29 protein-coding genes and 1 pseudogene are annotated in these 23,375 nt (G+C 67.4%); 29 read left to right on the top strand and 1 reads right to left on the bottom strand.

What is annotated here, in order from left to right; translation table 11 throughout:
- The 16 genes and pseudogenes from AC1DOQ_RS02110 to AC1DOQ_RS02035 form a co-directional block, all read left to right on the top strand.
- Positions 1–233, top strand: a pseudogene (locus tag AC1DOQ_RS02110) (flagellar basal-body MS-ring/collar protein FliF); the annotation flags it as partial.
- A complete protein-coding gene (locus AC1DOQ_RS02105) occupies positions 214–1,236 on the top strand; it encodes a FliG C-terminal domain-containing protein (protein WP_477359812.1) in 1,023 nt (340 codons plus the stop codon). The pseudogene AC1DOQ_RS02110 and the gene AC1DOQ_RS02105, both read left to right, overlap by 20 nt.
- Positions 1,233–1,919, top strand: a complete 687-nt coding sequence (gene fliH, locus AC1DOQ_RS02100; protein WP_477359810.1) for a flagellar assembly protein FliH — start codon at positions 1,233–1,235, stop codon at positions 1,917–1,919. Before AC1DOQ_RS02105 ends, fliH begins: the two co-directional genes overlap by 4 nt.
- Entirely contained in the window at positions 1,916–3,232 is a 1,317-nt protein-coding gene (fliI, locus tag AC1DOQ_RS02095) for a flagellar protein export ATPase FliI (RefSeq protein WP_477359808.1), read from the top strand. Before fliH ends, fliI begins: the two co-directional genes overlap by 4 nt.
- Positions 3,229–3,672, top strand: a complete 444-nt coding sequence (locus AC1DOQ_RS02090) for a flagellar FliJ family protein (protein WP_477359806.1) — start codon at positions 3,229–3,231, stop codon at positions 3,670–3,672. The genes fliI and AC1DOQ_RS02090 overlap by 4 nt, the downstream gene beginning before the upstream one ends.
- A 9-nt stretch (positions 3,673–3,681) precedes the next feature.
- Positions 3,682–5,121 (top strand): flagellar filament capping protein FliD, encoded by a 1,440-nt coding sequence (fliD, locus tag AC1DOQ_RS02085; RefSeq protein ID WP_477359804.1) that lies wholly within the window; start codon positions 3,682–3,684, stop codon positions 5,119–5,121.
- Positions 5,122–5,132: 11 nt separating this feature from the next.
- On the top strand, positions 5,133–5,522 hold the full coding sequence (gene fliS, locus AC1DOQ_RS02080) for a flagellar export chaperone FliS (protein WP_477359802.1): 390 nt from the start codon (positions 5,133–5,135) through the stop codon (positions 5,520–5,522).
- Positions 5,515–5,832 carry a hypothetical protein gene (locus AC1DOQ_RS02075; RefSeq protein ID WP_477359800.1) on the top strand — a complete coding sequence of 106 codons (318 nt, stop codon included), beginning with the start codon at positions 5,515–5,517 and terminating at the stop codon, positions 5,830–5,832. Before fliS ends, AC1DOQ_RS02075 begins: the two co-directional genes overlap by 8 nt.
- A 2-nt stretch (positions 5,833–5,834) precedes the next feature.
- Complete coding sequence (locus AC1DOQ_RS02070) at positions 5,835–7,028, top strand: flagellar hook-length control protein FliK (protein ID WP_477359797.1); 1,194 nt, start codon at positions 5,835–5,837, stop codon at positions 7,026–7,028.
- A 21-nt stretch (positions 7,029–7,049) separates the two neighbouring features.
- Complete coding sequence (locus AC1DOQ_RS02065) at positions 7,050–7,511, top strand: flagellar basal body-associated FliL family protein (RefSeq protein ID WP_477359795.1); 462 nt, start codon at positions 7,050–7,052, stop codon at positions 7,509–7,511.
- A 23-nt stretch (positions 7,512–7,534) separates the two neighbouring features.
- Complete coding sequence (locus AC1DOQ_RS02060) at positions 7,535–8,266, top strand: FliA/WhiG family RNA polymerase sigma factor (protein ID WP_477359793.1); 732 nt, start codon at positions 7,535–7,537, stop codon at positions 8,264–8,266.
- A gap of 25 nt (positions 8,267–8,291) precedes the next feature.
- Positions 8,292–9,182, top strand: coding sequence for a flagellar motor stator protein MotA (motA, locus tag AC1DOQ_RS02055; RefSeq protein WP_477359791.1), 891 nt, complete (start codon positions 8,292–8,294; stop codon positions 9,180–9,182).
- Positions 9,183–9,202: 20 nt separating this feature from the next.
- The gene (locus tag AC1DOQ_RS02050; protein ID WP_477359789.1) at positions 9,203–10,159 is read left to right on the top strand and encodes a flagellar motor protein MotB; all 957 of its coding nucleotides are present in this window, start codon (positions 9,203–9,205) and stop codon (positions 10,157–10,159) included.
- Positions 10,160–10,188: 29 nt separating this feature from the next.
- Positions 10,189–10,458 (top strand): flagellar biosynthesis anti-sigma factor FlgM, encoded by a 270-nt coding sequence (flgM, locus tag AC1DOQ_RS02045; protein WP_477359787.1) that lies wholly within the window; start codon positions 10,189–10,191, stop codon positions 10,456–10,458.
- A gap of 2 nt (positions 10,459–10,460) precedes the next feature.
- On the top strand, positions 10,461–10,889 hold the full coding sequence (gene flgN, locus AC1DOQ_RS02040; RefSeq protein ID WP_477359785.1) for a flagellar export chaperone FlgN: 429 nt from the start codon (positions 10,461–10,463) through the stop codon (positions 10,887–10,889).
- The gene (locus tag AC1DOQ_RS02035) at positions 10,876–11,607 is read left to right on the top strand and encodes a glycoside hydrolase family 73 protein (protein WP_477359783.1); all 732 of its coding nucleotides are present in this window, start codon (positions 10,876–10,878) and stop codon (positions 11,605–11,607) included. Before flgN ends, AC1DOQ_RS02035 begins: the two co-directional genes overlap by 14 nt.
- Here AC1DOQ_RS02035 and flgA read toward each other — a convergent pair.
- Positions 11,597–12,310, bottom strand: coding sequence for a flagellar basal body P-ring formation chaperone FlgA (flgA, locus tag AC1DOQ_RS02030; protein ID WP_477359781.1), 714 nt, complete (start codon positions 12,308–12,310; stop codon positions 11,597–11,599). The two genes, AC1DOQ_RS02035 and flgA, sit on opposite strands and share 11 nt — an antisense overlap.
- 76 nt (positions 12,311–12,386) lie before the next feature.
- Between flgA and flgB the strand changes: the two genes are divergently transcribed.
- The 13 genes from flgB to AC1DOQ_RS01965 all read left to right on the top strand — a co-directional run bounded on the left by flgB (position 12,387) and on the right by AC1DOQ_RS01965 (position 23,373).
- Positions 12,387–12,746, top strand: coding sequence for a flagellar basal body rod protein FlgB (gene flgB / locus AC1DOQ_RS02025; RefSeq protein WP_442122745.1), 360 nt, complete (start codon positions 12,387–12,389; stop codon positions 12,744–12,746).
- Between the two features lie 14 nt (positions 12,747–12,760).
- A complete protein-coding gene (flgC, locus tag AC1DOQ_RS02020; RefSeq protein WP_477359779.1) occupies positions 12,761–13,165 on the top strand; it encodes a flagellar basal body rod protein FlgC in 405 nt (134 codons plus the stop codon).
- Complete coding sequence (locus tag AC1DOQ_RS02015; protein ID WP_477359777.1) at positions 13,165–13,833, top strand: flagellar hook capping FlgD N-terminal domain-containing protein; 669 nt, start codon at positions 13,165–13,167, stop codon at positions 13,831–13,833. Before flgC ends, AC1DOQ_RS02015 begins: the two co-directional genes overlap by 1 nt.
- A 16-nt stretch (positions 13,834–13,849) precedes the next feature.
- The gene (locus AC1DOQ_RS02010) at positions 13,850–15,031 is read left to right on the top strand and encodes a flagellar hook protein FlgE (RefSeq protein ID WP_477359775.1); all 1,182 of its coding nucleotides are present in this window, start codon (positions 13,850–13,852) and stop codon (positions 15,029–15,031) included.
- A complete protein-coding gene (locus AC1DOQ_RS02005; RefSeq protein WP_477359773.1) occupies positions 15,031–15,756 on the top strand; it encodes a flagellar basal body rod protein FlgF in 726 nt (241 codons plus the stop codon). The genes AC1DOQ_RS02010 and AC1DOQ_RS02005 overlap by 1 nt, the downstream gene beginning before the upstream one ends.
- A gap of 75 nt (positions 15,757–15,831) precedes the next feature.
- Positions 15,832–16,617 carry a flagellar basal-body rod protein FlgG gene (flgG, locus tag AC1DOQ_RS02000; protein ID WP_477359771.1) on the top strand — a complete coding sequence of 262 codons (786 nt, stop codon included), beginning with the start codon at positions 15,832–15,834 and terminating at the stop codon, positions 16,615–16,617.
- Between the two features lie 12 nt (positions 16,618–16,629).
- Positions 16,630–17,292 (top strand): flagellar basal body L-ring protein FlgH, encoded by a 663-nt coding sequence (flgH, locus tag AC1DOQ_RS01995; RefSeq protein WP_477359769.1) that lies wholly within the window; start codon positions 16,630–16,632, stop codon positions 17,290–17,292.
- Positions 17,293–17,356: 64 nt separating this feature from the next.
- Complete coding sequence (locus AC1DOQ_RS01990; RefSeq protein ID WP_477359767.1) at positions 17,357–18,496, top strand: flagellar basal body P-ring protein FlgI; 1,140 nt, start codon at positions 17,357–17,359, stop codon at positions 18,494–18,496.
- Positions 18,496–18,858, top strand: a complete 363-nt coding sequence (locus tag AC1DOQ_RS01985; RefSeq protein WP_477359765.1) for a rod-binding protein — start codon at positions 18,496–18,498, stop codon at positions 18,856–18,858. Before AC1DOQ_RS01990 ends, AC1DOQ_RS01985 begins: the two co-directional genes overlap by 1 nt.
- A 65-nt stretch (positions 18,859–18,923) precedes the next feature.
- The gene (gene flgK / locus AC1DOQ_RS01980) at positions 18,924–20,294 is read left to right on the top strand and encodes a flagellar hook-associated protein FlgK (protein WP_477359763.1); all 1,371 of its coding nucleotides are present in this window, start codon (positions 18,924–18,926) and stop codon (positions 20,292–20,294) included.
- A 16-nt stretch (positions 20,295–20,310) separates the two neighbouring features.
- Complete coding sequence (gene flgL, locus AC1DOQ_RS01975; RefSeq protein WP_477359761.1) at positions 20,311–21,222, top strand: flagellar hook-associated protein FlgL; 912 nt, start codon at positions 20,311–20,313, stop codon at positions 21,220–21,222.
- A 6-nt stretch (positions 21,223–21,228) separates the two neighbouring features.
- Complete coding sequence (locus AC1DOQ_RS01970; RefSeq protein WP_477359759.1) at positions 21,229–22,266, top strand: hypothetical protein; 1,038 nt, start codon at positions 21,229–21,231, stop codon at positions 22,264–22,266.
- 261 nt (positions 22,267–22,527) lie between these two features.
- Positions 22,528–23,373, top strand: a complete 846-nt coding sequence (locus AC1DOQ_RS01965) for a hypothetical protein (protein WP_477359757.1) — start codon at positions 22,528–22,530, stop codon at positions 23,371–23,373.
- The last annotated feature ends 2 nt before the right edge of the window (positions 23,374–23,375 follow it).

Here is a 23,375-nt window from a genome sequence, read left to right as displayed (position 1 = left end):
CGCCGGCACTGGCGGGCGCCGCGGCGGCAGCGCTGCCGGCGGCGGGCACGCCTTCGCTGGGCGGCGCGATGCCGGTCCAGCCGCTGCTGGAAAACTATGATTTGCCACCGGCCGGTTCGGCCGTGGACGTGATGGTCGACCACCTGCGGGTCCTGGCAGGCAAGGAGCCGGAACGGGTGGCGGAAGTGGTCAAACAATGGGTGCAGAAGAAAAATGGCGGATCTGAACAATAACGACGTGCAGGAAGTGGCGCTGACCCCGGTCGAACAGGCCGCGATCGTGCTGCTGTCGATCGGCGAGGAACCGGCGGCGGCCGTGCTGCGCTGCCTCGAGCGCGAGGAATTGATCGAGCTGACCCACGTGATGAGCCGGATGAGCGGCATCAAGGTCGACGCCGTGAAGAACTCGATCCAGAAGTTCTTCGACGACTACCGCCAGCAGAGTGGCCTGCACGGCGCCTCGCGCAACTACCTGAAGCGCTCGCTCGACCTGGCGCTCGGCAGCGAGATCGCCAACAGCGTGCTCAATACGATCTACGGCGACGCCATCCGTCCGATGATGGCGCGCCTGCAGTACGCCTCGCCGAAGTGGCTGGCCGACTACATCGCAGCCGAGCACGTGCAGATGCAGGCCGTGTTCCTGGCCTTCCTGCCGCCCGCGCTGGCCGGCCAGATCATCGACGCGCTGCCGGAAGAAGGCCGCGAACTGGTGCTGCTGAACCTGGCGCGCCTGGAAGAGATCGACCGCGAGCTGCTGGCCGAACTGGAAGAGCTGGTGCAGCGCTGCCTGTCCGCGCTCGACACCCAGAGCGCCACCGTGGAAGGCGTGCGCCAGGCGGCCGAGATCCTGAACCGCCTGCCGAACAACCGCGCCACCATGGTCGAGCTGCTGCGCGCCCACGATCCGGAAGTCGTGTCGCAGATCGAGATGTCGATGTACGACTTCTTCATCCTGTCGAAACAGACCGAACAGACCATCACGCGCCTGCTGGACGAGATCCCGCTGGAGCAGTGGGCCATCGCCCTCAAGGGCGCCGAGCCGGCCCTGCGCGATGCGATCCTGGGCGCGATGCCGAAGCGCCAGGCACAGAGCTTCGAAGACCTGATGCGCCGCTCCGGCCCGGTGCCGATGTCGCGCATCGAGCAGACCCGCCGCGAGATCATGGCTGCCGTGAAGGACCTGGCCGACAACGGTGAAATCGAAGTCCAGCTGTTCGCCGAGGCGACCGCCGAATGAAGCAGTTCCGGCCTTATCACTTCCCGCCCCTGGCCCAATTCCTGGCTGCCAGCAGCAGCGCCTCGCCCGCATCAAACTCGACCACCGCGGAACAGGATTGGCAGGGCGCGATGGCCGACGGCTTTCGCCAGGGCCAGCAGGACGGCTACGACGTCGGCGTCGAGCAGGGCCGCAGCGACGGCTACGATGCCGGCCACGCCGAAGGCCTCGCGCGCGGCATCGAGGAAGGCCGCCAGCAGGCGCTCGCCGAGCTGGAAACGATGTCCAGGCCGATCGACGCCATGCTGCGCGCCCTGACGGAGCTGAAGACCGAATTCAAGAATGCCCAGCGCAAGGAAGTGGTGGACCTGGTCGGCAAGATCGCCCGCCAGGTGATCCGCGCCGAACTGGCGCTGCAGCCGGTGCAGATGCTGGCGCTGGTGGACGAGGCGCTGGCGGCGATGCCGCCGACCCGCGACGAGGTCGAGGTGCTGCTCAACCCCGAAGAACTCAAGCGTATCCAGGAACTGGATCCGAAGCGGGCCAGGAAGTGGAACCTGCTGGCCGACCCGAGCCTGGAGCCGGGCGAATGCCGCGTCAAGGCCGGCGATCACGAAGTCGATGCCGGCTGCCAGGGCCGTCTTGCCGCCTGCATGGAGCAGGTGCGTGAAGGCCTGGCTGCCGAAGAGGCGGAGGAAGCGTGAGCGCGCTGGCCCAGACCCTGCGTTCGCTCGACATCGGCGCGGTGCCGGTGGCCACGCCCACCGGGCGCCTGGTCGCGGTGCAGGGCCTGCTGCTCGAGAGCGTCGGCGTGAAGCTGCACACCGGCCAGCGCTGCCGCGTCGAACTGGTCGACGGCGACTGGCTGGACGCGCAGGCGGTCGGCTTTCGCGACAAGGTGACTTACCTGATGCCGTTCAAGAAGGCCGACGGCCTGGTGACCGGCGCCCGCGTACTGCCCATCAGCGGCCCGTCCAGCATCCAGATCGGCCCCTCGTGGATGGGCCGCATGGTAAACGGCCTGGGCGAGCCGATCGACGGCCTGGGCCGCCTCGGCGGCGACCAGACCCTGTCCACCACGCCGCCCAGGGTCAATCCCTTGCGCAAGGCGCCGGTGGAAGAGCCGCTGGACGTCGGCGTGCGCGCGATCAATTCGATGCTCACGCTCGGCAAGGGCCAGCGCGTCGGCCTGATGGCCGGTTCCGGTGTCGGCAAGTCGGTCCTGCTCGGCCTGATCACGCGCCAGACCGTGGCCGACGTGATCGTGGTCGGTTTGATCGGCGAACGTAACCGCGAGGTGCGCGAATTCGTCGAGAAGTCGCTCGGCCCCGAGGGTTTGCGTCGAGCTGTGCTGGTGGTGGCGCCGGCCGACGAAAGCCCCTTGATGCGGGTGATGGCGACCGAACTGTGCCACGCGATCGCCGCCCACTTCCGCGACCGCGGCCAGAACGTGCTGCTGCTGTGCGATTCGCTGACCCGCTACGCGATGGCGCTGCGCGAAGTGGCGCTGTCGCTGGGCGAACCGCCGGCGACGCGCGGCTATCCGCCGTCGGTATTCTCGAATCTGCCACAGCTGTGCGAATCGGCCGGCAACGGCGAGAACCCGAACGGCAGCATGAGCGCCATCTACACCGTGCTGGCGGAAGGCGACGACCAGCAGGACCCGGTGGTCGACAGCGCGCGCGCCATCCTCGACGGCCACATCGTGCTGACCCGCGAGCTGGCCGAACGCGGCCACTACCCGGCGATCGACGTCGCCCAGTCGATCAGCCGCTGCATGGCCCAGGTGGTCACGCCCGATCATGCTCAGGCAGCACGCAGGCTGAAGGCGGCGATGGCGAAGCATGCGCGCGTGCGCGACCTGATCCCGCTCGGCGCCTATCAGCCGGGCGCCGACCCGGAAACCGACCGCGCAGTGAAGCTGCATCCGCACATCGAAGCCTTCCTGTGCCAGGGCACGCGCGAAGATGCGCCCTTCGGCCCCTGCGTCGACCAGCTGATGGCGATGATGGCATGAGCAAGCAGAATACGATCACTAGCCTCGGCACCCTGGTGCGCCTGCGCAGCACCGAAGTCGAACGCCTGCAGGCCGACCTGGCCAAGCAGGAAGCGATGCGCGCGCGCTACCAGGCCACCGTCGAGCGCCTGACCGACCTCGCGGTCGGCAGCGGCCCGTCGGCTCAGCCCGGGGCCAAGCTGTCGCCGGCCCTGGCGGCCAATTGCGGCAACTACAAACAGGCCGTGTTCGCGCTGGCCGACAACCAGCGCACCGACCTGCACCTGATTGACGCGAACATGGCGGTCTCGCAGCGCAACCTGGCCCAGGCCTGGACCAGGCGCGAGCTGCTCGGCAAGGTGCTGGCCCAGCACGAAGCCGCGTTCGCGCGCGAGCAGGACCGCGCCCAGCGCAAACAGGAAGACGACATCGCCACGCAGTCGTGGCTGGCAAATCAATAAGGAGCAAGCATGTCCAGTATTAACGCCCCAACCTACGATCCGACCAGCACCGCGCAGGCGATGGCACAGAAGCTGACCGCGACCGCGCAGGAAATGCTGACCAGCCAGACCAAGAGCGCCAGCGCCACCTCGACCGCGCTGTCGAAACTGGGCTCGGCGATCTCCGCCTTCCAGACCAGCCTGGGTTCCCTGACCGGCATCGGCAAGACGATGCTGGCCCAGAGCGCGACCCTGTCCAACACCACCGTCGGCAGCGCGACCGCGAAGTCGACCGCTGCGGCGGGCACCTACAAGCTGTTCGTCCAGCAGGTGGCGACGGCGGGACAGGCGTCCTACCAGGTCCCTCAGAACGGCGACATCGGCGGACAGCTGACGCTCACGCTGGCGCCGCCCAAGACGCCGGCGACGACGCCGCCTTCGCCGTCGGCCACGCAGACCGGGCAATTCACGGTCCAGCTGAAAGCCGCCGCCGATACCGATAACGACGGCAGCCTGAGCGCGCGCGAGATCGCCGCCGCGATCAACAGCGAGCCGACCAACGCCGGCCGGGTATCGGCTGGCGTGGTCACGATCAACGGCGTGCCGCAACTGGTGCTGACGTCGGCGAACACCGGCGTAGCCAACAATGTCTGGCTCGATCCGAGCGCCGCCGGCACCACGCTTGCCGGCAGCCTGGCACTCGGCCAGCGCACGGTGACCACCGAAGCCAAGGATGCGATTCTCCTGTACGGCGCCAGCAGCTCGACCACCGGCACCCCGATCATCCAGCCCTCGAACACCTTCACGAACATCGACGGCGTGTCGCTGACCGTGACCCGCGCCCAGACGGCGGACGAAAGCCCGTTTACCCTGACCGTGGGCACCAGCACCAGCGCCACGCAATCGAATGTGCAGGCTTTCGTCGACGCCTACAACAAGCTCAAGTCCGTCATCGACGGCATGGTCGATCCGGGCGATCCGTCGACCGGCGCCAGCCCTGGCGCATTCGCGCACGACGCCGGTGTCCGCGCCCTGCAAAGCAGGTTGGTCAGCATGCTGCGCGCGACCGGCAGCCCGTCGCTGGCCTCGTATGGCATCACCGCCGCACGCGACGGCAGCCTGAGCCTCGATACGGGGCGCCTGAGCAAGCAGCTGGCGCTCGATCCGACCAGCCTGGACAAACTGATCGGATCGGCCAGCACCGGCAGCCCGACGGGCATCGCGGGCTCGCTGAACACCTACCTGAACCAGTGGAGCAACAGCACCACCGGCCAGATCACCCAACGCAACGATTCCATCACCAAGCTGCAAAGCTCGCTGACCAAGCGCCAGTCCGACCTGGATGCGCAGTACAACGCCGCGTACGACCGCTACCTGAAGCAGTTCACCGACTTGCAGACCCTGCAGGCGAGGATGAACAGCAACGTGTCGATGTTCGACGCGCTCTTCGGCAACGACAAGTCAAACTAAGAGATATTCCGATGTCTTATCAAGAAGCCTACGGCAGCTACCACGCCGTCAACCTGGAGGCGCAGACCTCGCGCGCCTCGCCGATCGAGCTGGTGCTGCTGCTTACCGACGGCCTGCTCGAAGAGCTGGCACGCGCCCGCGCCCACATCGTCGCCAAGCGCTACGAAGCCCGCGCCGCCAGCATCAACAAGTGCAACGACATCATCAACGGCCTTTCCAGCTCCCTCGATTTCGAAGGCGGTGGACAGGTCGTCGCCAACCTGGCAAACCTCTATGATTTCTGCACCCAGCACCTGCATGCCGCGGGCGTCAAGCAGGACCCGGCGATGGTCGACGAAGTCGTGAAGGTCCTCACCACCATTCGCCAGGGTTGGGCCGGCGTACAGGCGCGCAATGGATAAGTCGGCCGCCCTCCTCCGCACCGCCGAGTCGCTGCGCAGCGCGGCCGACGGCGCCGCCTGGGAACAGGTGGCGCAGATGACGCGCGCGCTGGCCCCGCAACTCGACGCGCTCGCCGCCGCCGGCCCGCTGAGCGGCGCCGAGCGCGCGGCCCTGCAGCGCCTGCGCGAAGCCCACGATCACGCCGCCGACGCCGTCGCCGCCGCCGCCAGTGCCCTGAAAGACCGCATGGACGACATGCGCGCCAACAAGGATGGCTGGATGGCCTATGCCATGCACGACGCAACCGAACCGGCCCCGAGCCAGGCTTGACCATGATGATGCTGAATACCGTCACCCAATCCGCCGGCGCCGCTGCCAGGAATGCCGACTCGGCCCAGCCGGCCCAGGCTGCGTCCGACGCCACGGGCGCCGCCCAGCCGACCGCCGCCCAGCCGGGCGCGCCCAGCCAGCCCTTCGCCGCCTGGCTCGACGCACAGTCGCAGGCCGTCGCACTGACGGCCCAGGCCAGCCTGCCGGCCGACGGCGCCGCCGTGGACGCCACGCCCCAGGCACGTGACGCCGCTGCCGCCACGCCGGACAAGGCCGCCGACGACGGCGCCGGCGCCGGTGCCGCGCAGCAGCCGCAGGATGGCGCGCTGCTGGCCGCGATGGCGATGCCGCTGATGCCCCTGACCCCGGTCCAGGTGGCGCAGGCAGTGCAGGCCGCGCAGCCCTCGGGCGCGCAGTCCGGTGACGACACCAAATCCACCGGCGCTACCGCGGCCGTCACCGCAGCCTTCGCCGATGGCCGCCGCGCCGCGACGCCGGACCGCGCCCTGGCCCTGCCGCCGGCCGTCGACACCGCGTCGGCCCCGGCCGCGCGCCAGGTCCAGCCGGACGCCGTGCCGGCGGTGCGCCTCGCCGTCCATGCGCAGGCCGATGCCGGCACCACGAACAGCGGCGGCCAGGATGCGGGCAGCGAACGTGGAGGCGCCGGCAATGCTGCGCCGGCCGGTACGCCGGACCGCGCCGCCCTCGCCGGCGCGATCGCATCGCAGCCGGCGCCGAACGCAGCGGCCGCCGACACCGTCAAGCTGGCCGGCCCGCCGACCGCTTGGCGCCAGAGCCTGCAGGAAGCGCTCGGCCAGCGCATGAACGTCCAGGTCGGCAATGGCATCGAGCAGGCCGTGATCCGGCTCGAGCCGCCGCAACTGGGCCGCATCGACATCGCGATCCGCCACAATGCCGGCGCACTGGAGGTGAACATCTCGGCCTCCAACAGCGAGGTGCTGCGCCAACTGCAAACCGTCAGCGACAACCTGCGCAGTGACCTGTCGCAGCGCCAGTTCACCGAGGTCGCCGTGACGGTCGCTCCGGCGCCGAAGAACGGCGCGGCACCGTTCGGCGATCCGCAGCAAGGCCGCGGCCGCCAGCAGGACCGCGAGCAGGAAGACAATCAGCCCGGCCGCGCCCTGGCCGAAGCAGGCAACAACTCGTCCGCTTTCACCCTGGGCGGACGCGACTAAGGTCAGACAACGATGAGCAAAATGAAAACTATCATCGCCATTGCCGGCGCCGTGATCCTGAGCGCCGCCGGCGCCGGTGGCGCCGTGTGGTGGTTCATGCCCAAGCCGGCGGTCGCCGCGGGTGCGGACAAGAAGGAAGCCGGGGAAAAGCCGAAGGCTGCCAAACCGATGAAATACGTCACCCTCGACAAGGTCATCGTGATGCTGCGCCGCGGCCCGAACGAAGGCGAGAGCCACTACCTGTCGACCGACCTGGTGCTGGCCACCGAGCCGTCCAGGGAAAAGGAAACCAAGGAAAACCTGCCGCTGCTGCGCAGCCTGGCCGTGAGCACGCTGTCGAGCTTCACGATGGACGAGGCCTCGACCATGACGGTCGAAAAATATGCCGAGCAGCTGAATCGCGCCTTCAATGCCGACTATGAGCGCAAGCATGCGGAAAAGCCGTTTGCGGAAGTCATGATCGGCAAACTGATCATCGAATAACAGCCGGGGACAATGTGGGTTACATGACCGACTACGCCGACAGTTACGCCAGCACCGAGTACGCCGGCGCCGCCATGCATGCGGCGATGAGCGCCGCGGAGGAGCAGCGCCACCTGGTGGCCTATGCGCCACTGGTCAAGCGCATCGCACGCCAGCTCAATTCGCAGGTGTCGGGCGCGATGGGACGCGAGGACATGGAACAGATCGGCCTGATCGGCCTGCTGGAGGCGCTACGCCGCTACGGCACGCCGGACACCGGCTTCGCCAGCTACGCGTCCTTGCGCGTGCGCGGCGCCATCCTCGACGAACTGCGCCGCCAGGACTGGCGTCCGCGCGCGGTGCGCCAGGACAGCCACAAGATGCGCGACGCCGTGCGCGCCCTCACCCGCAAGCTGGGCCGCGAACCGAACGACCGGGAAGCCGCGGAAGCGCTCGGCATCAGCCAGGAAGAATGGCGCCAGTTCCTGCTGGACGACGTCGCCGAGGAGCTGCTCAGCTTCGACGACGTGCTGCAGGAAGCGACCGACCGCGCCCAGAGCGCGCCGGGTCCGGAAGAACAGTTCATGGTGCGCCGCAGTCTCGAACAGGCGCTGAACGCCCTGTCCGAGCGCGAGCAGCGCGTGATCCAGATGATTTACGAATTCGAGCTCAGCTACAAGGAAATCGCGGCCGTGCTCGACCTGTCCGATGCCCGTGTCTGCCAGCTGAACAAGAGCGCGCTGGCCAAGATGAAAGCGGCGCTGGCCCAGGCCTGAACGACCAAACAAGAAAGGTAACAACATGCAAATCCTTGGCATCCTGATCGTGCTGGGCGCCGTATTCGGCGGCTTTGCCTTCATGGGCGGCACCGTCGGCGCCATCTGGCAGCCCATCGAAATGCTCATCATCGTCGGCGCCGCCGTCGGCGCCCTGGTGGTGGGCAATCCCAAGCACGTGCTGTCCGAGCTGCTGGTCCAGTTCAGGAAGATCATCGGCCGCCAGAAGCACGACTCGGAATTCCAGCGCCAGCTGCTACTGCTGATGTACGAGCTGCTGCAGACCGCCGCCGGCGGCCTGAAGGCGCTCGACGCCCACGTCGAGGCGCCCAAGGAAAGCCCGATGTTCCAGCGCTATCCGCTGATCCTCGAAGAGCCCAAGCTGCTGGCCTTCATCGTCGATAACTTCCGCCTGATGGCGATGGGTAAGATCAACGCCCACGAGCTGGAAGGCGTGCTGGAACAGGAGCTGGACGCCATCCACGAAGAGCTGATGCAGCCCTCGAAGTCGCTGCACAAGATCGCGGAGGCGATGCCGGGCTTCGGCATCCTGGCCGCGGTGCTCGGCATCGTGATGACCATGAACTCGGTCGGCGGCGGCGCCGACACCGCCGAGATCGCGGAGCACATCGGCGCGGCAATGGTCGGCACCTTCATCGGCATCTTCTTCTGCTACGGCGTGCTGGATCCGATCTCGAACATGATGAAGCAGCTGGTGAACTCGGAAGCGTCGACCATGGAGACCGTGAAGGTCGTGCTGTGCACCCACGTGGCCGGCAAGCCGCCGCTGCTGGCGATCGACGCCGGCCGCCGCCTGATCCAGCTGAACACCAAGCCGAGCTTCGCCCAGCTGGAAACCTGGATCAACGCCATGGCCGACGGCGAAGACGCCGGCGCCGCCAAGAAGCGCGCTTGATATAGACGGGGACGAGCGGCATGCAAGCAGCAAAAAAAGGCGAGAAGCACCACGAGGAGACCATCGTCAAGCGTGGCGGCGGCAAGCAGCAGGACGACGAGCACGGCGGCGCGTGGAAGGTTGCATTCGCCGACTTCTGCATGGCGTTGATGGCGCTGTTCCTGGTGCTGTGGCTGATCGCCGCGCGCGAGGCCTCGACGCTCAAGAGCATCGTGCGCGACAACACCGCGGCCGGCCTGATCGAAGGCAGCGGCGGCAAGCACGAAATCGCCGGCAATCCGAGCGGCAGCGTGATCGAACGTTTCCCGATGCCGAAGGCGAACGGCGGCGCGCAGGGGCCGGACGCCGGCGGCAAGGCCACCGCGAACACCCGTTACGAATCGCCGTCCGAGCTGGCGGCGCTGGCCCGCGCCCTGCAGAAGATGAGCGCCGATGCCGGCCTGGCATCGAACCTGGCCACCGTGGTCACACCGGAAGGCCTGCGCGTGATGCTGCACGATACCGATCGCCAGGGCATGTTCGTGCGCGGCAGCCCGATTCCCGTTGACCGTTTTTCAAAACTGTTGCGCGCAATGGCGCCGCTGTTCGAAAACATGGAAAATCAGATGCTGGTCGTAGGTCATACGGACTCCTTGCAGTACACTAGCAAGGACCCGAACAGCTACTCCAACTGGAGCCTGTCGGCCCATCGCGCGCTGGCTGCGCGCTCCCAGCTCCTGATCGGCGGCATGCGCAAGGAAAGCGTCCTGCAGGTGGTCGGCATGGCCGACCGCGCGCCGGTCGATGCCGCCAAACCCGACGCCGCCGTCAACCGCCGTATCGAACTGCTGATCCTGACGACGAAACAGGCCGCCTCCATTACCGCGATGTTCGGTACGCCCGCCCAGACCGAAGACCTGGGCAAGGACGTGTCGATCACCAAGCCGGGCGAGGACGCGCTCAAGGAACTGCGCAGCCAATTGCCGAAGAAACCATGACGATTCAATCCAAAACCCGAGGATCCCGCATGAAGATCACTGGCGCCTCCACACCTTCCATCACGATCACGCCGCAGGCCGGCGGTCCCGTGGCCGCTCCCGCCGCAGCCCCCGTCGCCGCCAGCGAAGCGCTCGAATCGAGCGTACTGCAGCCGGCGCAAGGCGCGCTGAAAGCCCTGCCCGACTTCGACGCCGCCAGGGTCGCCGAACTGCGCGACGCCCTGCAGAAGGGCGAGCTGCCCTTCGACGCCGGCCGCCTGGCGGGCCTGATCCAGCGCTTCCACGGCAGTCAGGGCTGACGATGGGCCGTCTGACCCGCGACCAGGCTGTCGCCCGCCTGCTGGACGGTATCCGGCACGACATGCAATCCTGCGCCGTCATCCGCGACCTGTTGGAGCGCCAGTTCCAGGCCGCGCTGCGCCACCGCGCCGCCGAACTCGGCGAACTGGCCGGCGAACTGATGCCCCAGCTCGACGCCATGGAGCAGCGCCGCCAGCAGCGCGTGCAGCTGGTGCGCGCCCTGCACGGCGCCAGCGCCACCATGGACGACATGCTGAACGGCCTGCCGGCCGCGCAGCGCGGCCGCGCCACGGCCGACTGGCAGCAGCTGGAGCAGCAGGTGCGCGACTGCAAAGAGGCCACCGCCCGCAACGGCAACCTGATGGCCGACCAGTACACCGTGATGCAGCGCGTGCTGCACGGCGAGGACCAGCTCTATGCGCCAGACTGAATTCACCACTGCCTCGATCACGGCGACCGCGCCGACCGCAGCGACCCGCCCGACGGCGGGCATCGGCGGCGGCAGCGGCTTCGGGAACATCTTCGGCTCGGTCCAGGAAGAAGTCGCGTCCTTCATCCAGAACGGCAGCGGCGACAGCTTCGGCGGCGGCAGTAATGCGACGCTGAGCGCGGAAGGGAGCATATGGCAGGCGCGCGCAAGCCAGGCCGCCAACGCCATCGTCGGCGACGGTGGCGAGGCCTCGCCCGACCAGCAGGCGTTTTTGGAGAGCATCGCGCCCTGGGCCAAGGAAGCGGCCGACAAGCTGGGCGTCGCGCCCGAACTGGTGTCGGCCCACGCCGCGCTGGAATCGGGCTGGGGCCAGCGTCCGCTGCGCAACGCCGACGGCAGCTCGAGCTTCAACCTGTTCGGCATCAAGGCCGGCAAGGGCTGGGCCGGCGACGTCGCCGAATCGGCGACCACCGAATACGTCGGCGGTGCCGCGCTCAAGACGAGCGCGCGCTTCCGCGCCTATCCGGACCAGGCCAGCGCCTTCCGCGACTACGCCCAGATGCTGATCGCTAACCCGCGCTTCCGCGGCGCCCTGGGAGCCGGCAGCGACGCCCACGCCTTCGCCTCGGGGCTGGCCAAGGGCGGCTATGCGACCGATCCGGGCTACGCGGCGAAGTTGTCGCGGCTGGCAGGCAAGCTGCAGGGAATCAGCGGCTGAGCCCGCTGTCGATGGGCTCCACGGTGCCCGGCCCGGCAACGCGCATGCGCACCACCTGGCCGCTGCCGGCGTTGCGCACCCGGACCACGGTGCCGCGCGCGCCGGCATCCATCGCCTCGCCGGCCGTGCTGACTTCGACGCCTTCGCGGCGCGCAACCATGAGTACCGCATCGCCGCGCTTGACCAGGACCGGGGCGCTGAGCTGCCCGCTGCGCAAAATGTCTCCTGGACGCAACATGCGGCGTGACATTTGTCCGACAGCTTCATCAGGCGAACTGATCGGATCGGCGATATTGGAAATATCACGGCGCTCGATCGTGACTTGCGCATCCGTCAAGGCTTCGTTGGCCGCGATCGGCGCCGCGGCGATGGCCACCATCGCCGTCACGCGGGCGCGGACGATGTACTCGTACCGCCATCCGGGCGTGTCGTTACAGCGCGCCAGGAAGCGCATCCGCTGGGGAGAACGGGTGTCCAGCGCTTCGATGGCGACGTTCTGGGCGCACGGCGGCGCGGCGCGGCTGGTGACGACGGACACCTCGAATTGCGGCTCCGTCAAGCCGGCAGCGGCCATCTGCCGGTCGAGCTCAGCACGGGCGGCTTGTTCGATTTGCACCGGAATCGATTGCGTGGCGGCTTGTGCAAACGCACAAAATAGTGCGAATGACGAAGCAACAAGGGTTGCCTTACGGAAAGCAATCATTAGACAATAGCGTCAGCGAAAAACCTGATTCTAACCAATCACACTGAAGTTCAAATAAAACCGGAGGTTTCTGCACATGACGATTAACTTCAAGGCCGCGCTCGGGGTGCATGCCGACGCGCTCGAGGTACGCGCCGAGCGCACCAAGGTGTTGGCCGCCAACATCGCGAACGAGAGCACGCCAGGCTTCACCGCACGCGACCTCGACTTCGGCGCCATGATGCAGGAACGCCAGGATGCGGACAACGGCCAGCTGAGCCTCGGCGACGACTCGCCGCTGTACCGCGTGCCCTACCACCCTAGCGCCGACGGCAACACCGTCGAGATCGGCGTCGAGCAGGCCGCGTTCTCGCAGAATGCCTCCGACTTCAATACCAGCCTCACCTTCATCAACATGCAGCTGCGTGGCCTGGCCAAGGCCATCAACGGCCAATAAAGGGCACAACCAGCATGGGCTTTAAAGATATCTCCCAGATCGCCGGTTCGGCGATGGCGGCGCAGTCGGTGCGTCTGAACACGATCGCCAGCAACCTGGCCAACGCCGACGTGTCGGCCGGCTCGGAAGCGGAAGCCTACCGCGCGCGCAAGCCGGTGTTCGCGGCCGCGATGGACAATGCCGCCGGCGGCGGCGTGCGCGTGCTGGACGTGGTGCAGAGCGCCGAGCCGCTGCGCCGCGTGCACGAGCCGGACAATCCGAAGGCCGATGCCGAAGGCATGGTCTACTACACCAACGTCAACGAAGTAGCCGAGATGGCCGACATGATGTCGGCCTCGCGCGCATTCGAAACCAACGTCGAAGTACTGGGCCGCATCAAGTCGATGCAGCAGTCGCTGCTGAAGCTGGGAGAAAGCTGATGGTCGCCACCACCGCCACCACCAACAGCCAGTTCAACGGCACCGGCACCCAGGGCTCGACCAAGGTCGCGACCCAGGCGAGCACCAGCGAGAACCGCGACATGTTCACCAAACTGCTGGTGGCGCAGATCCGGAACCAGGATCCCCTGTCGCCGCAGGACCCGACCGCCTACGTCAACCAGCTGTCGCAGCTGTCGCAGACCGAGGCGCTGCAGAACTTGTCGCAGATGACCACCGCCAACGCCAGCATCCTGCAGAGCATGCAGACCCTGGCGATGGGCAGCCAGGTCGGCTCCGAAGTCACCGTCGCGACCGATACCGTCAAGCTGGACGGCAGCAAGGTCAACGGCAGCATCCAGCTGAACGGCGCCAGCAGCGCCACCACCCTGGTGCTGACCGGCCTCGATGGCCAGCAGCACACGATCGAACTGGGCGCGCATGGTTCGGGCGCGCAGTCGTTCACGATCGACCCGGATGCACTTGGCCTGCCGCCGGGTACCTATGCGATCCAGGCCAAGCCCTCGGACGGCACCGCCCCGCAGATCGAAGTCGCCGCGCGCCTGAACAGCGTGCGCGTCGCGAACGGCGGCGTGGTGCTGCAGGTGGCGAACATCGGCGAGGTCGATCCCTCGTCCATCACGGGTTTCAACGGTAAAACCGCATCTTAAAGAACAAGGAATCGACATGAGCTTCGACATCGCGCTGTCCGGCATCCAGGCCATCAACCAGTCGCTGGAAACCACTTCGAACAACATCGCCAACGCCGCCACCTACGGCTTCAAGAGCAGCCGCGCGAACTTCGCGTCGGTGTATGCCGGCACCGCCGCCAACGGCGTGCAGATCGGCTCGCTGACCCAGACCATCGGCCAGAACGGCAGCACCCAGACCACCGGCCGCGCACTCGACGCCGCCATCGACGGCCGCGGCTTCTTCGTCAGCCGCGACCCGCTGGGCGGCCTGACCTACACCCGCGTCGGCATCTTCTCGACCGACACCAAGGGCTATCTGATCGACAGCAACGGCAAGAAGGTCCAGGGCTACGGCCCGGCCAACGGCGGCGCGCTGGGCATCATGGGCGACATCCAGGTGCCGACCGGCCAGATCCCGGCCGTGGCGACCACCAAGGTCAATTTCGTCGGCAACCTGTCGTCGGACTGGAAGCCGATCGCCGGCACCCCCAACCCGAGCGATTCGACCACCTACAACATGGTCAAGCAATCGGTCGCCTACGACTCGCTGGGCGCCCAGCACACCGTCTCGTCCTACTTCGTCAAGACCGGCGACAACACCGTCGACGTCTACTACGCCGTCGATTCGGCCGGCACCCCGACCAAGGGCGCGACGCTGACCTTCGACAACCAGGGCGCGCTGGCAAGCGGCGGCACCAGCACCGTCGCCATCCCGGCGACCGGCGGCGCAGCCGCAAGCTCCGTCGCCTTCGACTACACCGGTACCACCCGTTTCGCTGGCGAAGCCACCACCACCACCAATCGCAGCGACGGCTACGCCTCCGGCGCCTTCATCGGCGTCGAGCTGTCGAAGGACGGCTCGCTGGTCGCCAAGTACAGCAACGACCAGTCGCAGGTGGTCGGCACCGTCGCCATCGCGACCTTCGCCAACGAAGGCGGCCTGCAGGCGATCAGCGACACCAGCTGGACCGCCAACGCCGACTCCGGCGCCGCGCTGTACAGCGCGCCGGGCGTGGGCCTGTCGGGCAAGCTGAACACCGGCGCGCTGGAAGGCTCGAACGTCGACATCACCTCCGAACTGGTCGGCCTGATGACCTCGCAGCGCAACTACCAGGCCAACTCGAAGGTGCTGACCACCGAGAACCAGATGATGCAGGCCCTGATGCAGGCGCTGTAATGGACAAGCTGATCTTCACCGCCGTCTCCGGCGCCGAACGCCTGCTGCGCTCGCAGCAGGTCCACGCCAACAACCTGGCGAACATGGATACCTCCGGTTTCCGCGCCAGCATGGAAGTGGCGGGCAACACGGAGCTGGCCGGCTTCGGCTACGACGACCGCCACCTGTCGACCATGCAGGCCGACACCATCCTGACCCGTGCCGGCAGCGTGCGCGAAACCGGCCGTCCGCTGGACGTCGCGATCGGCGGCCAGGGCTACCTCGCCGTGCAGTACGGCGATGGCGAAGCCTATACCCGCTCGGGCGAGATCGAGATCGACGCCAACGGCGCGCTGTCGGTGAAAGGCCGTCCGCTGCTCGGCGAAGGCGGCCCGATCACCCTGCCCCAGCACACCGCGGTGGAGATCGGCACCGACGGTACGATCTCGGTGCTGACCGAAGGCGCGACCCAGATGCAGGTGGTCGACAAGCTCAAGCTCGTGAATGCCGAAGGCGCCGAACTGACCAAGAACGAGGCCGGCCTGATCGTCACCCGCGACGGCGCCAACCTGGCGGCCGACCCCGCGGTCAAGGTCAAGCCGCGCGCCCTCGAGGGCAGCAACGTCTCGGCGGTCGAGGAAATGGTCGCGACCATGAGCCTGAACCGCAGCTTCGAGATCCAGATGCGCCTGTTCAAGGCCAGCGACAGCATGAATGAAGCGGGCAACCGTCTCATCGGCGCCTAATTAATCAGACGGGGTCGGAGCCCACCCGGGAAATTCGGGCTCCGACCCCATGTATCACAGAATACGGAGAATCCCATGAATCCAGCAATGTGGATCAGCAAGACCGGCGTGCAGGCCCAGGACGCAAAACTGCAGGCCATCGCCAACAACCTGGCCAACGTGAACACCGTCGGCTTCAAGCGCGACCGCGTGGTGTTCGAAGACCTGTTCTACCAGGTCGACAAGCAGCCGGGCGCCCAGACCGCAGACAACACCGTCTCCAACGGCGTCCAGCTCGGCAACGGTACCCACATCGTCGGCACCCAGAAGGTCTTCACCAACGGCAGCATCCAGACCACCGGCCAGTCGCTCGACGTGGCGATCTCCGGTAACGGCTTCCTGCAGGTGCGCCGTCCGGACGGCCAGCCGGCCTTTACCCGCGCCGGCCAGCTGGCGGTCGATGCGAACGGCGTGCTGGTCAACGCGCAAGGCCTGCCGCTGGTGCCGCAGATCACGGTGCCGAACAACGCCACCGGCATCACCATCGGCGAGAACGGCATGGTCAGCGCGACCATCCCGGGTAACATCGCGCCGACCGAACTGGGCCAGCTGACCCTGACCACCTTCGTCAACCCGGCCGGCCTGCAGGCCCTGGGCGAGAACCTGTTCCAGGAAACCGCCGCCAGCGGCACCCCGAACGAAGGCCGGGCCGGCGACGGCGCCTTCGGCAAGATCAAGCAGGGCGCGCTGGAAGGCTCGAACGTGCAGGTGGTCGAAGAGATGGTGGACATGATCGCCGCCCAGCGCACCTACGAGATGAACACCAAGGTGCTGTCGGCCGCCGACAACATGCTGCAGTACCTGGCTTCCGCTTCCCGCTAATACACTCATCACATGATCCGTCTGACCACCGCGGCGGTAGCCGCACTGCTGCTCGCGGGCTGCGCGTCGAGCGTCCCCCTGAACAACCCGAAGCCGGTCGACGACGCGCTGGCCCTGCCGAAAGCGTCGGCGGCCCGCGCCGGCATCTCCGGCGGCGTGTTCTCGGCCGATACCGTGTCGCTGACCTCCGATGCACGCGCCTTCCGCGTCGGCGACGTCGTCACCGTGCTGCTGCAGGAAACCACCCAGGCCAGCAAGAAGGCCGGCACCAGCTTCTCGAAGGGGTCGAGCGCCACCGTGAACCCGATCGGCCTGCTCGGCAAGAGCTTCGGCCGCACCGGCGTCAGCGCCAGCGCCGACCGCAGCTTCCAGGGCGATTCCACCAGCACCCAGCAGAACGCGCTGTCCGGCGCCGTCACCGTGCTCGTGCAGGAAGTGCTGCCGAACGGCCTGCTGCGCGTGGCCGGCGAAAAGCGCCTGCAGCTGAACCAGGGCGAGGAATTCCTGCGCCTGGCCGGCTACCTGCGCGCCGCCGATATCGACAACGACAACCAGGTGTCCTCGCTGCGCGTGGCGAATGCCCGCATCGCCTACTCCGGCCAGGGCACGCTGGCCGAAGCCAACACGCCCGGCTGGCTGACCCGCTTCTTCACCGGTCCGCTGATGCCGTTCTGAGCGCTACCCAAGGCAAAACATGATTCGAATTTCTTCTACTGGCTCGGTTTTCCGTATCATTTCGATGGCACTGGCTGCGGCCCTGCCCCTGCCCGCGCTGGCGGCGCCGGCCGCGTCGGCCGCCCGTCCGGCAAGCGCGGCCGCCACCGTCATGCCGCAGAGCCGCGTGCAGCCGCTGCGCAACCTGGCCAGCGTCGAAGGCGTGCGCGACAACCCGCTGGTCGGCTACGGCCTGGTGGTCGGCCTGAACGGCAGCGGCGACTCGACCCAGGTGAAGTATTCGAGCCAGTCGGTGGTCAACATGCTCAAGCAGTTCGGCGTCAAGCTGCCGGACGGCGAAGAAGCGAAGAACAAGAACGTCGCCGCGGTGATGGTGTCGGCCGTGTTCCCGCCGGGTTACCGGCGTGGCCAGGCAATCGACGTCACCGTGTCCTCGCTGGGCGATGCCAAGAGCCTGCGCGGCGGCACCCTGCTGCTCACCCAGCTGCGCGCGGCCGACAACGAAGTCTACGCCCTGGCCCAGGGCAACCTGGTGGTCGGCGGCCTGTCGGCGTCCGGCAAGAGCGGCTCCTCGGTGACGGTGAATACCCCGACCGGCGGCCGGATCCCGAACGGCGCCCAGATCGAGCGCGAGATCCCGACCGATTTCGCGACCCGCCAGCAGGTGGTGCTGCGCCTGCGCCACCCGAACTTCGACACCGCCACCAACGTCGTCGACGCCATCAACCGCCGCTTCGGCCCGGTCGCCACCACTGCCGACGGCACCAGCGTCGAAGTGGTCGCGCCGGTCAATCCGACCGAGCGCGTGGCTTTTGTGGCCAAGCTGGAAAACATGCCGGTCGAAGCCGGCCTCGAAGTGCCGAAGGTCGTGTTCAACTCGCGCACCGGCACCGTGGTGATCTCCGACGGCCTGCGCGTGAAATCGGCCGCCGTCACCCACGGCGCGCTAAAGGTCGTGATCTCGGAAAGCTCGGCGGTCAGCCAGCCCGGCCCCTTCTCGAAGGGCCAGACCCAGGTCACGCCGCAATCCAAGGTCTCCGTCGACCAGGGCTCGGGCCAGATGTTCCACTGGCCGGCCGGCGCCAAGCTGCAGACCATCATCGACGTGGTCAACAGCCTGGGCGCGTCGCCGGACGACATCATGGCGATCCTGCAGGCGCTGGACCAGGCCGGCGCGATCGAAGGCGAACTGGTGGTGATCTGATGCTCGATAAACTCGACCCGCTGAACGCACAGGCGCACGCCGCCGGCAACGACCAGGATGCGGTGGCGCCGGCCGCCGACCTCCCCAGCCCCGCATCGGCGGACCGGGAATACGTAAAAAAGGCCACCAAGGCCGCCGTCGAATTCGAGAGCTTCTTCATCTCGCACATGCTGCAGCAGATGCGCGAAAGCCAGCGCACCCTGGCCCCCGAGGACAGCCCGATGAAGGACCCGGTCAACAGCGACATGCTGGACATGGCCGACAAGCTGCTGGCCGGCCACATGGCGAACCAGCGCGCCTTCGGCGTGGCGGATGCGATTCTGCGGCAATTGTTGCCGCAAGGATTTAATAAAGCCAAGTAAATGGTCGCCCTTGATTATTGACCGTTTACTGATCGCTTCCTGATCCCGAACAAGAAAGACACGCAATGAGCATCCTGAATAACGCACTGTCCGGCGCGCTGGCATCGCAACTGGCCCTGTCCTCGAGCAGCCAGAACATCGCCAACCTGCAGACCAAGGGCTACACCCGCCAGGCCGCCCTGCTGAGCGCGGTCGGCCCCTCGGCCGGCTCGATCCAGGCCGGCAACGGCGTGATCGTCAGCTCGCTGATGCGTTTTTCGGACAACTACAAGACCCAGCAGCTGTGGCGCGCCGCGTCCGACCTGGGCGAGCGTGCGCAGGCCCAGCCTTACCTGACCCAGCTCGAAACCGTGATGGGCAACGACGACGCCAGCCTGTCGGGCGGGGTCGACAAATTCTTCGCGGCCCTGAACGCGGTGGCCGGCGTCGATCCGACCTCGACCCCGCTGCGCCAGCAGGTGGTGACCGCGGCCGGCCTGCTGTCGCAGCGCTTCAATAGCCTGAACAACGTCTACAACTCGCAGCTGCAGTCGCTGCGCCAGCAGCGCAGCGCGATCGTCGACTCGGCCAACACCTCGATCGCCGCGATCGCCTCGCTGAACGCCCGCATCGCCAACGCCAACGCCACCGGAAGCAACGCCTCCTCGCTGATCGACCAGCGCGACCAGGCGATCGACAGCCTGGCCGGCCAGATGGCGCTCGAAGTCAGCGACCAGCCGGACGGCACCCGCAACGTGTCGCTGAAAAGCGGCCAGTCGCTGGTGCTGGGCAGCGTCGCCGGCAAGCTGGCCGTCACCGGCAACGCCGACCAGAGCTTCAGCCTGACCTTCGCCGGCACCACCTTCGGCCTCGACGTGACCCGCGCCGGCGGCCAGCTGGGCGGCCTGTCCGCCTACGAAAAAGACGTGCTGCTGCCGCTGCAGAACAACGTGGCCGAAATGGCCCAGCAGCTGGCCGACAAGGTCAACAACCAGCTCGCGCTCGGCAAGACCATGGACGGCACCCCCGGCAAGCCGCTGTTCGTCTACACCCCGGGCAGCACCTCGAGCATGCTGCAGGTGGCGAGCGGCTTCCAGACTGCCGACCTGGCCTTCTCCAGCGACGGCACGCCCGGCGACACCGGCAACCTGCAGAAACTGGTCGCCATCAAGGGCCAGTCGATCTCCCTCACCGGCCTGGGTTCGGTGCTGCTCAGCGACGCCGACACCCAGCTGGTCGGCAAGCTGGCGGTCGACAGCCAGCAGAACAAGGGCGCGCTCGACACCTACCAGTCCATGCGCGACCAGGCCGAGGCCGACTGGCAGTCGACCAGCGGCGTGAACCAGGACGAGGAAGCGGTGAATCTCGTCGAATACCAAAAAATGTACCAGGCCAATATGAAGGTGATGTCGGTCGCGAACGCACTGTTCGACGCCACCCTGGCGATGATGGGTTGAGAGTAGGGAGAGAACCATGCGTATCGCGACCAGCCAATACCAGGCGATGATGAATGCATCGCTGCAGAAGAACCAGGCCCGCATCACCGAGCTGACCCAGCAGATGGCCAACGGCAACCGCATCCAGGTGCCGTCGGACGATCCGGTCGGCAGCGTGCGCATCTCGCGCCTGAAGCGCGAGGAGGCATCCATCGCCCAGTACCGCGACAATATCGCCGCGGTGCAGCAGCGCCTGTCGAAGAACGAGGTCTACCTGGGCAACATGACCGGCGACATGAACTCCGGCCGCGACCTGCTGGTGTGGGCGTCGGACGGCAGCAATGCGCCGGCCGACCTGAACGCGATGGTGACCTCGCTGAGCGCCCTGCGCGACAGCCTGATGTACACCGCCAATTCGATCGACCAGGAAGGCCGCCACCTGTTCTCCGGCACCGCCACCGACGTCGCGCCGATCGCCTTCAACGCCAGCGCGCCGTTGGGCTCGCGCTACACCTTCGCCGGCAACGTCAACGACCAGACCGTGGTGGTCGGGAACGGCATCACCCAGGTCGCGAACCAGAACGTGAGCGGCCTGGAAAAGCTGCTGAACCAGCTCGACCAGACCATCTCCACCCTGTCGGCGCCGGGCGTGAACCCGAGCGACCCGGCCGTGCGCACCATCCTCTCGAACAACCTGGACGGCTTCGACGCCGCCATGAATCTCTTTTCCGGCAAGGTTGCGGTACTCGGCGGCCAGCAGAACATCCTCAAGACGATCGACGCCAACCACGAGAACGTCAGCCTGTCGAACCAGAGGGCGCTGCTGGACCTCAGCCAGCTCGACGTCGGTGCGGCGGCGATCGACCTGAGCGGCTATTCGACCGCACTCCAGGCAAGCTACAAGGCATACAGCAAGATCGGTAATCTCTCCCTGTTCGCAGTGCTCTAATCCGCAATGGAAACCACATTACGTACAACGACTGCCGGCGGCACCGGCAGCACCCTCGACACCCGCGCGCGCGTCTCGGCGCCCGTGGTCCGGTCCCGCGCCGCCACGAACACGAGCGAGACCGGCGCTACCGACAAGCCGGCGGCCGGCAGCGCCGCCGCGCCGCTGCGCAGCAATGCCACCAGCGTCGTCGGCGCGCTGCAGGACCAGGTCGCCCGCGCCCAGCAAGCGCTCGACTATCTCGACCAGGTCCAGGGCCAGCTCGAAGCCGTGAAGGGCGCGCTGAGCACCAAGCTGGCCGGCGCCCGCAGCGCCGTTCGCCAGCAGAACGACAGCCAGCTGGGCGCCACGGTGCGCCAGCTCGCCGCGACCCTCGCCGCGCGCCAGAAGAATGCCGGCGGCGGCGTCGACGGCAACCTGAATTTCACCGGCAACCCGGCCACCCAGCGCTTCCGCATCCGCGGCCTGGACCTCGCCTCGCTGCGCAGCGCCGGTCCGCAGAGCCTGGCCTTCTCGGTCGGTGGCAACGGCGGTCCGCAACTGTCTGCGAGCATCGGCCCCGACCAGACCGACGACGAGATCGCCGCCGCGATCGACCGCGCCATGGCGCCGATGGGCGTGCGCGCCGGTCTCGACGGCCAGGGCGGGCTGGTGTTTTCGACGCCGGAGTCGAACTGGCCGGCGGTCAAGGACAGCATCGCGATCAGTGGCCGCGGCCGCGTGGCCACCGATGAAGTCTCGCCCGCGCTCGCCCCGCAGCAGTGGCCCGCGGACAGCACCGGCGACGCCCTGCGTTCCAGCCTGCGCGAAGTGGTGCAGGCGCTCGAACGCGTACGCCGTTCGCGTGACGCCGCCAGCAACGCGCTGTCGGCCGCCACCGTCGAGATGACCCAGGCGACCACCCCGCCGCCGGAAGCCCAGGACGCGGCCCGGCAGTTCGCCAGCACCGCCACCAATCCCGACTACGAGTCGCTGCTGTCGCTGACCTCGGCGCTGGTGGGCGTCAGCCGCGAACGCGTGCTGGCGCTGCTCGGCTTGCGCTGACCCACAGCGGCACGCCGCGGGCCTGCCGCTGCTGTTGTGGATCTGCCACTGCGGCTGCGGGGCGGCGGCCGCGGGAATCTCACCAACCTGCACATTTCCAGCATCCGCCGCCGCCCGCACCGCAATCCTGTGGCCTGGCGCGGCCATGCGGCGCCACGCAAAATACGCACTTCCTCGCCACCGCCGATATCGCAGCGGTGCGGCGCGCATCGGCGTGTTTTAATCGGGACAACGCCAACTGGGTCTCCGACGACATCCGCCATGAAAACCCGCCTGTCCGCCTGTCTGTTCGTGCTTCTTCCGCTCGCCGCGATGGCGGCGATACCCCAGAGCCCACTGGCGGCCCGCTTCTCCTTGCCGCTCCGGGTCGACTCGAACGCCGTCCTCAACGTGCCGGGACAATCGATGATCGCGCTGATCGGCGAAATCACCCCGGGCTCGGTGGACGGCCTGACGCGCATCCTGCCCGGCGCTTCGGCGCCGGCAACCCTGTACATCGATTCGAATGGCGGCGACATGAAGTCGGCGCTCCGGCTGGCGAATTTCGTGCGCGACCACGACATCCGCGTGATCGTCGTCGGACGCTGCTTTTCGGCCTGCGCCCACTACGTCTTCAGCGGGGCGCGGCGCAAGGAGGCGATGCCGGGTTCGCTGATCGGCATCCACAGCAAACGCTTCCATTACCAGGATGGCGACAAGATCCTCGCACTCAACACCAGCGTGGACAAGGACAAGGCAAAGATCATGGCGGAGCCGGTCAGCCGCCGGCAGTATGGCGAGCTGCTCCAGCTGGAACGCGAATTCTATGCAAAAGCCGGCATCTCGAGCGGGTATCACGACGCCTATGCCGCCTTCGACGCCGCGCGCAGCCCCATCCAGGCGGCCAACTGCCGGAACGTGGACCTGTGGATCCTGAGCCGCTCCCAGCTGGAATCGATGGGCGTGAAAGGCTTCGGCGCGTTCTGGGCGCCGGCGTCGGCGGCCGAGGCCCGCAGCACGGCCGTCAAACTGGGCCTGCCTGAAAACCGGATCTTCTTCGGCAGCCCCACCGAGCTGGCCGCCCTGTGCAAGCCGACCCTGATGGAGCGCCTGCGCGCCCTGTTCTGATC

This window comes from Massilia sp. 01N417, from assembly GCF_056399645.1.
This window is presented reverse-complemented; position numbering and strand designations above follow the sequence as displayed.

Excerpts from the sequence above, each read along its gene's own strand:
- AC1DOQ_RS02105 (WP_477359812.1), top strand. The coding sequence starts at position 214 with ATGGCGGATCTGAACAATAACGACGTGCAGGAAGTGGCGCTGACCCCG.
- fliH (WP_477359810.1), top strand. The coding sequence starts at position 1,233 with ATGAAGCAGTTCCGGCCTTATCACTTCCCGCCCCTGGCCCAATTCCTG.
- AC1DOQ_RS02090 (WP_477359806.1), top strand. The coding sequence starts at position 3,229 with ATGAGCAAGCAGAATACGATCACTAGCCTCGGCACCCTGGTGCGCCTG.
- fliD (WP_477359804.1), top strand. The coding sequence starts at position 3,682 with ATGTCCAGTATTAACGCCCCAACCTACGATCCGACCAGCACCGCGCAG.
- fliS (WP_477359802.1), top strand. The coding sequence starts at position 5,133 with ATGTCTTATCAAGAAGCCTACGGCAGCTACCACGCCGTCAACCTGGAG.
- AC1DOQ_RS02075 (WP_477359800.1), top strand. The coding sequence starts at position 5,515 with ATGGATAAGTCGGCCGCCCTCCTCCGCACCGCCGAGTCGCTGCGCAGC.
- AC1DOQ_RS02070 (WP_477359797.1), top strand. The coding sequence starts at position 5,835 with ATGATGATGCTGAATACCGTCACCCAATCCGCCGGCGCCGCTGCCAGG.
- AC1DOQ_RS02065 (WP_477359795.1), top strand. The coding sequence starts at position 7,050 with ATGAAAACTATCATCGCCATTGCCGGCGCCGTGATCCTGAGCGCCGCC.
- AC1DOQ_RS02060 (WP_477359793.1), top strand. The coding sequence starts at position 7,535 with ATGACCGACTACGCCGACAGTTACGCCAGCACCGAGTACGCCGGCGCC.
- motA (WP_477359791.1), top strand. The coding sequence starts at position 8,292 with ATGCAAATCCTTGGCATCCTGATCGTGCTGGGCGCCGTATTCGGCGGC.
- AC1DOQ_RS02050 (WP_477359789.1), top strand. The coding sequence starts at position 9,203 with ATGCAAGCAGCAAAAAAAGGCGAGAAGCACCACGAGGAGACCATCGTC.
- flgM (WP_477359787.1), top strand. The coding sequence starts at position 10,189 with ATGAAGATCACTGGCGCCTCCACACCTTCCATCACGATCACGCCGCAG.
- flgN (WP_477359785.1), top strand. The coding sequence starts at position 10,461 with ATGGGCCGTCTGACCCGCGACCAGGCTGTCGCCCGCCTGCTGGACGGT.
- AC1DOQ_RS02035 (WP_477359783.1), top strand. The coding sequence starts at position 10,876 with ATGCGCCAGACTGAATTCACCACTGCCTCGATCACGGCGACCGCGCCG.
- flgA (WP_477359781.1), bottom strand. The coding sequence starts at position 12,310 with ATGATTGCTTTCCGTAAGGCAACCCTTGTTGCTTCGTCATTCGCACTA.
- flgB (WP_442122745.1), top strand. The coding sequence starts at position 12,387 with ATGACGATTAACTTCAAGGCCGCGCTCGGGGTGCATGCCGACGCGCTC.
- flgC (WP_477359779.1), top strand. The coding sequence starts at position 12,761 with ATGGGCTTTAAAGATATCTCCCAGATCGCCGGTTCGGCGATGGCGGCG.
- AC1DOQ_RS02015 (WP_477359777.1), top strand. The coding sequence starts at position 13,165 with ATGGTCGCCACCACCGCCACCACCAACAGCCAGTTCAACGGCACCGGC.
- AC1DOQ_RS02010 (WP_477359775.1), top strand. The coding sequence starts at position 13,850 with ATGAGCTTCGACATCGCGCTGTCCGGCATCCAGGCCATCAACCAGTCG.
- AC1DOQ_RS02005 (WP_477359773.1), top strand. The coding sequence starts at position 15,031 with ATGGACAAGCTGATCTTCACCGCCGTCTCCGGCGCCGAACGCCTGCTG.
- flgG (WP_477359771.1), top strand. The coding sequence starts at position 15,832 with ATGAATCCAGCAATGTGGATCAGCAAGACCGGCGTGCAGGCCCAGGAC.
- flgH (WP_477359769.1), top strand. The coding sequence starts at position 16,630 with ATGATCCGTCTGACCACCGCGGCGGTAGCCGCACTGCTGCTCGCGGGC.
- AC1DOQ_RS01990 (WP_477359767.1), top strand. The coding sequence starts at position 17,357 with ATGGCACTGGCTGCGGCCCTGCCCCTGCCCGCGCTGGCGGCGCCGGCC.
- AC1DOQ_RS01985 (WP_477359765.1), top strand. The coding sequence starts at position 18,496 with ATGCTCGATAAACTCGACCCGCTGAACGCACAGGCGCACGCCGCCGGC.
- flgK (WP_477359763.1), top strand. The coding sequence starts at position 18,924 with ATGAGCATCCTGAATAACGCACTGTCCGGCGCGCTGGCATCGCAACTG.
- flgL (WP_477359761.1), top strand. The coding sequence starts at position 20,311 with ATGCGTATCGCGACCAGCCAATACCAGGCGATGATGAATGCATCGCTG.
- AC1DOQ_RS01970 (WP_477359759.1), top strand. The coding sequence starts at position 21,229 with ATGGAAACCACATTACGTACAACGACTGCCGGCGGCACCGGCAGCACC.
- AC1DOQ_RS01965 (WP_477359757.1), top strand. The coding sequence starts at position 22,528 with ATGAAAACCCGCCTGTCCGCCTGTCTGTTCGTGCTTCTTCCGCTCGCC.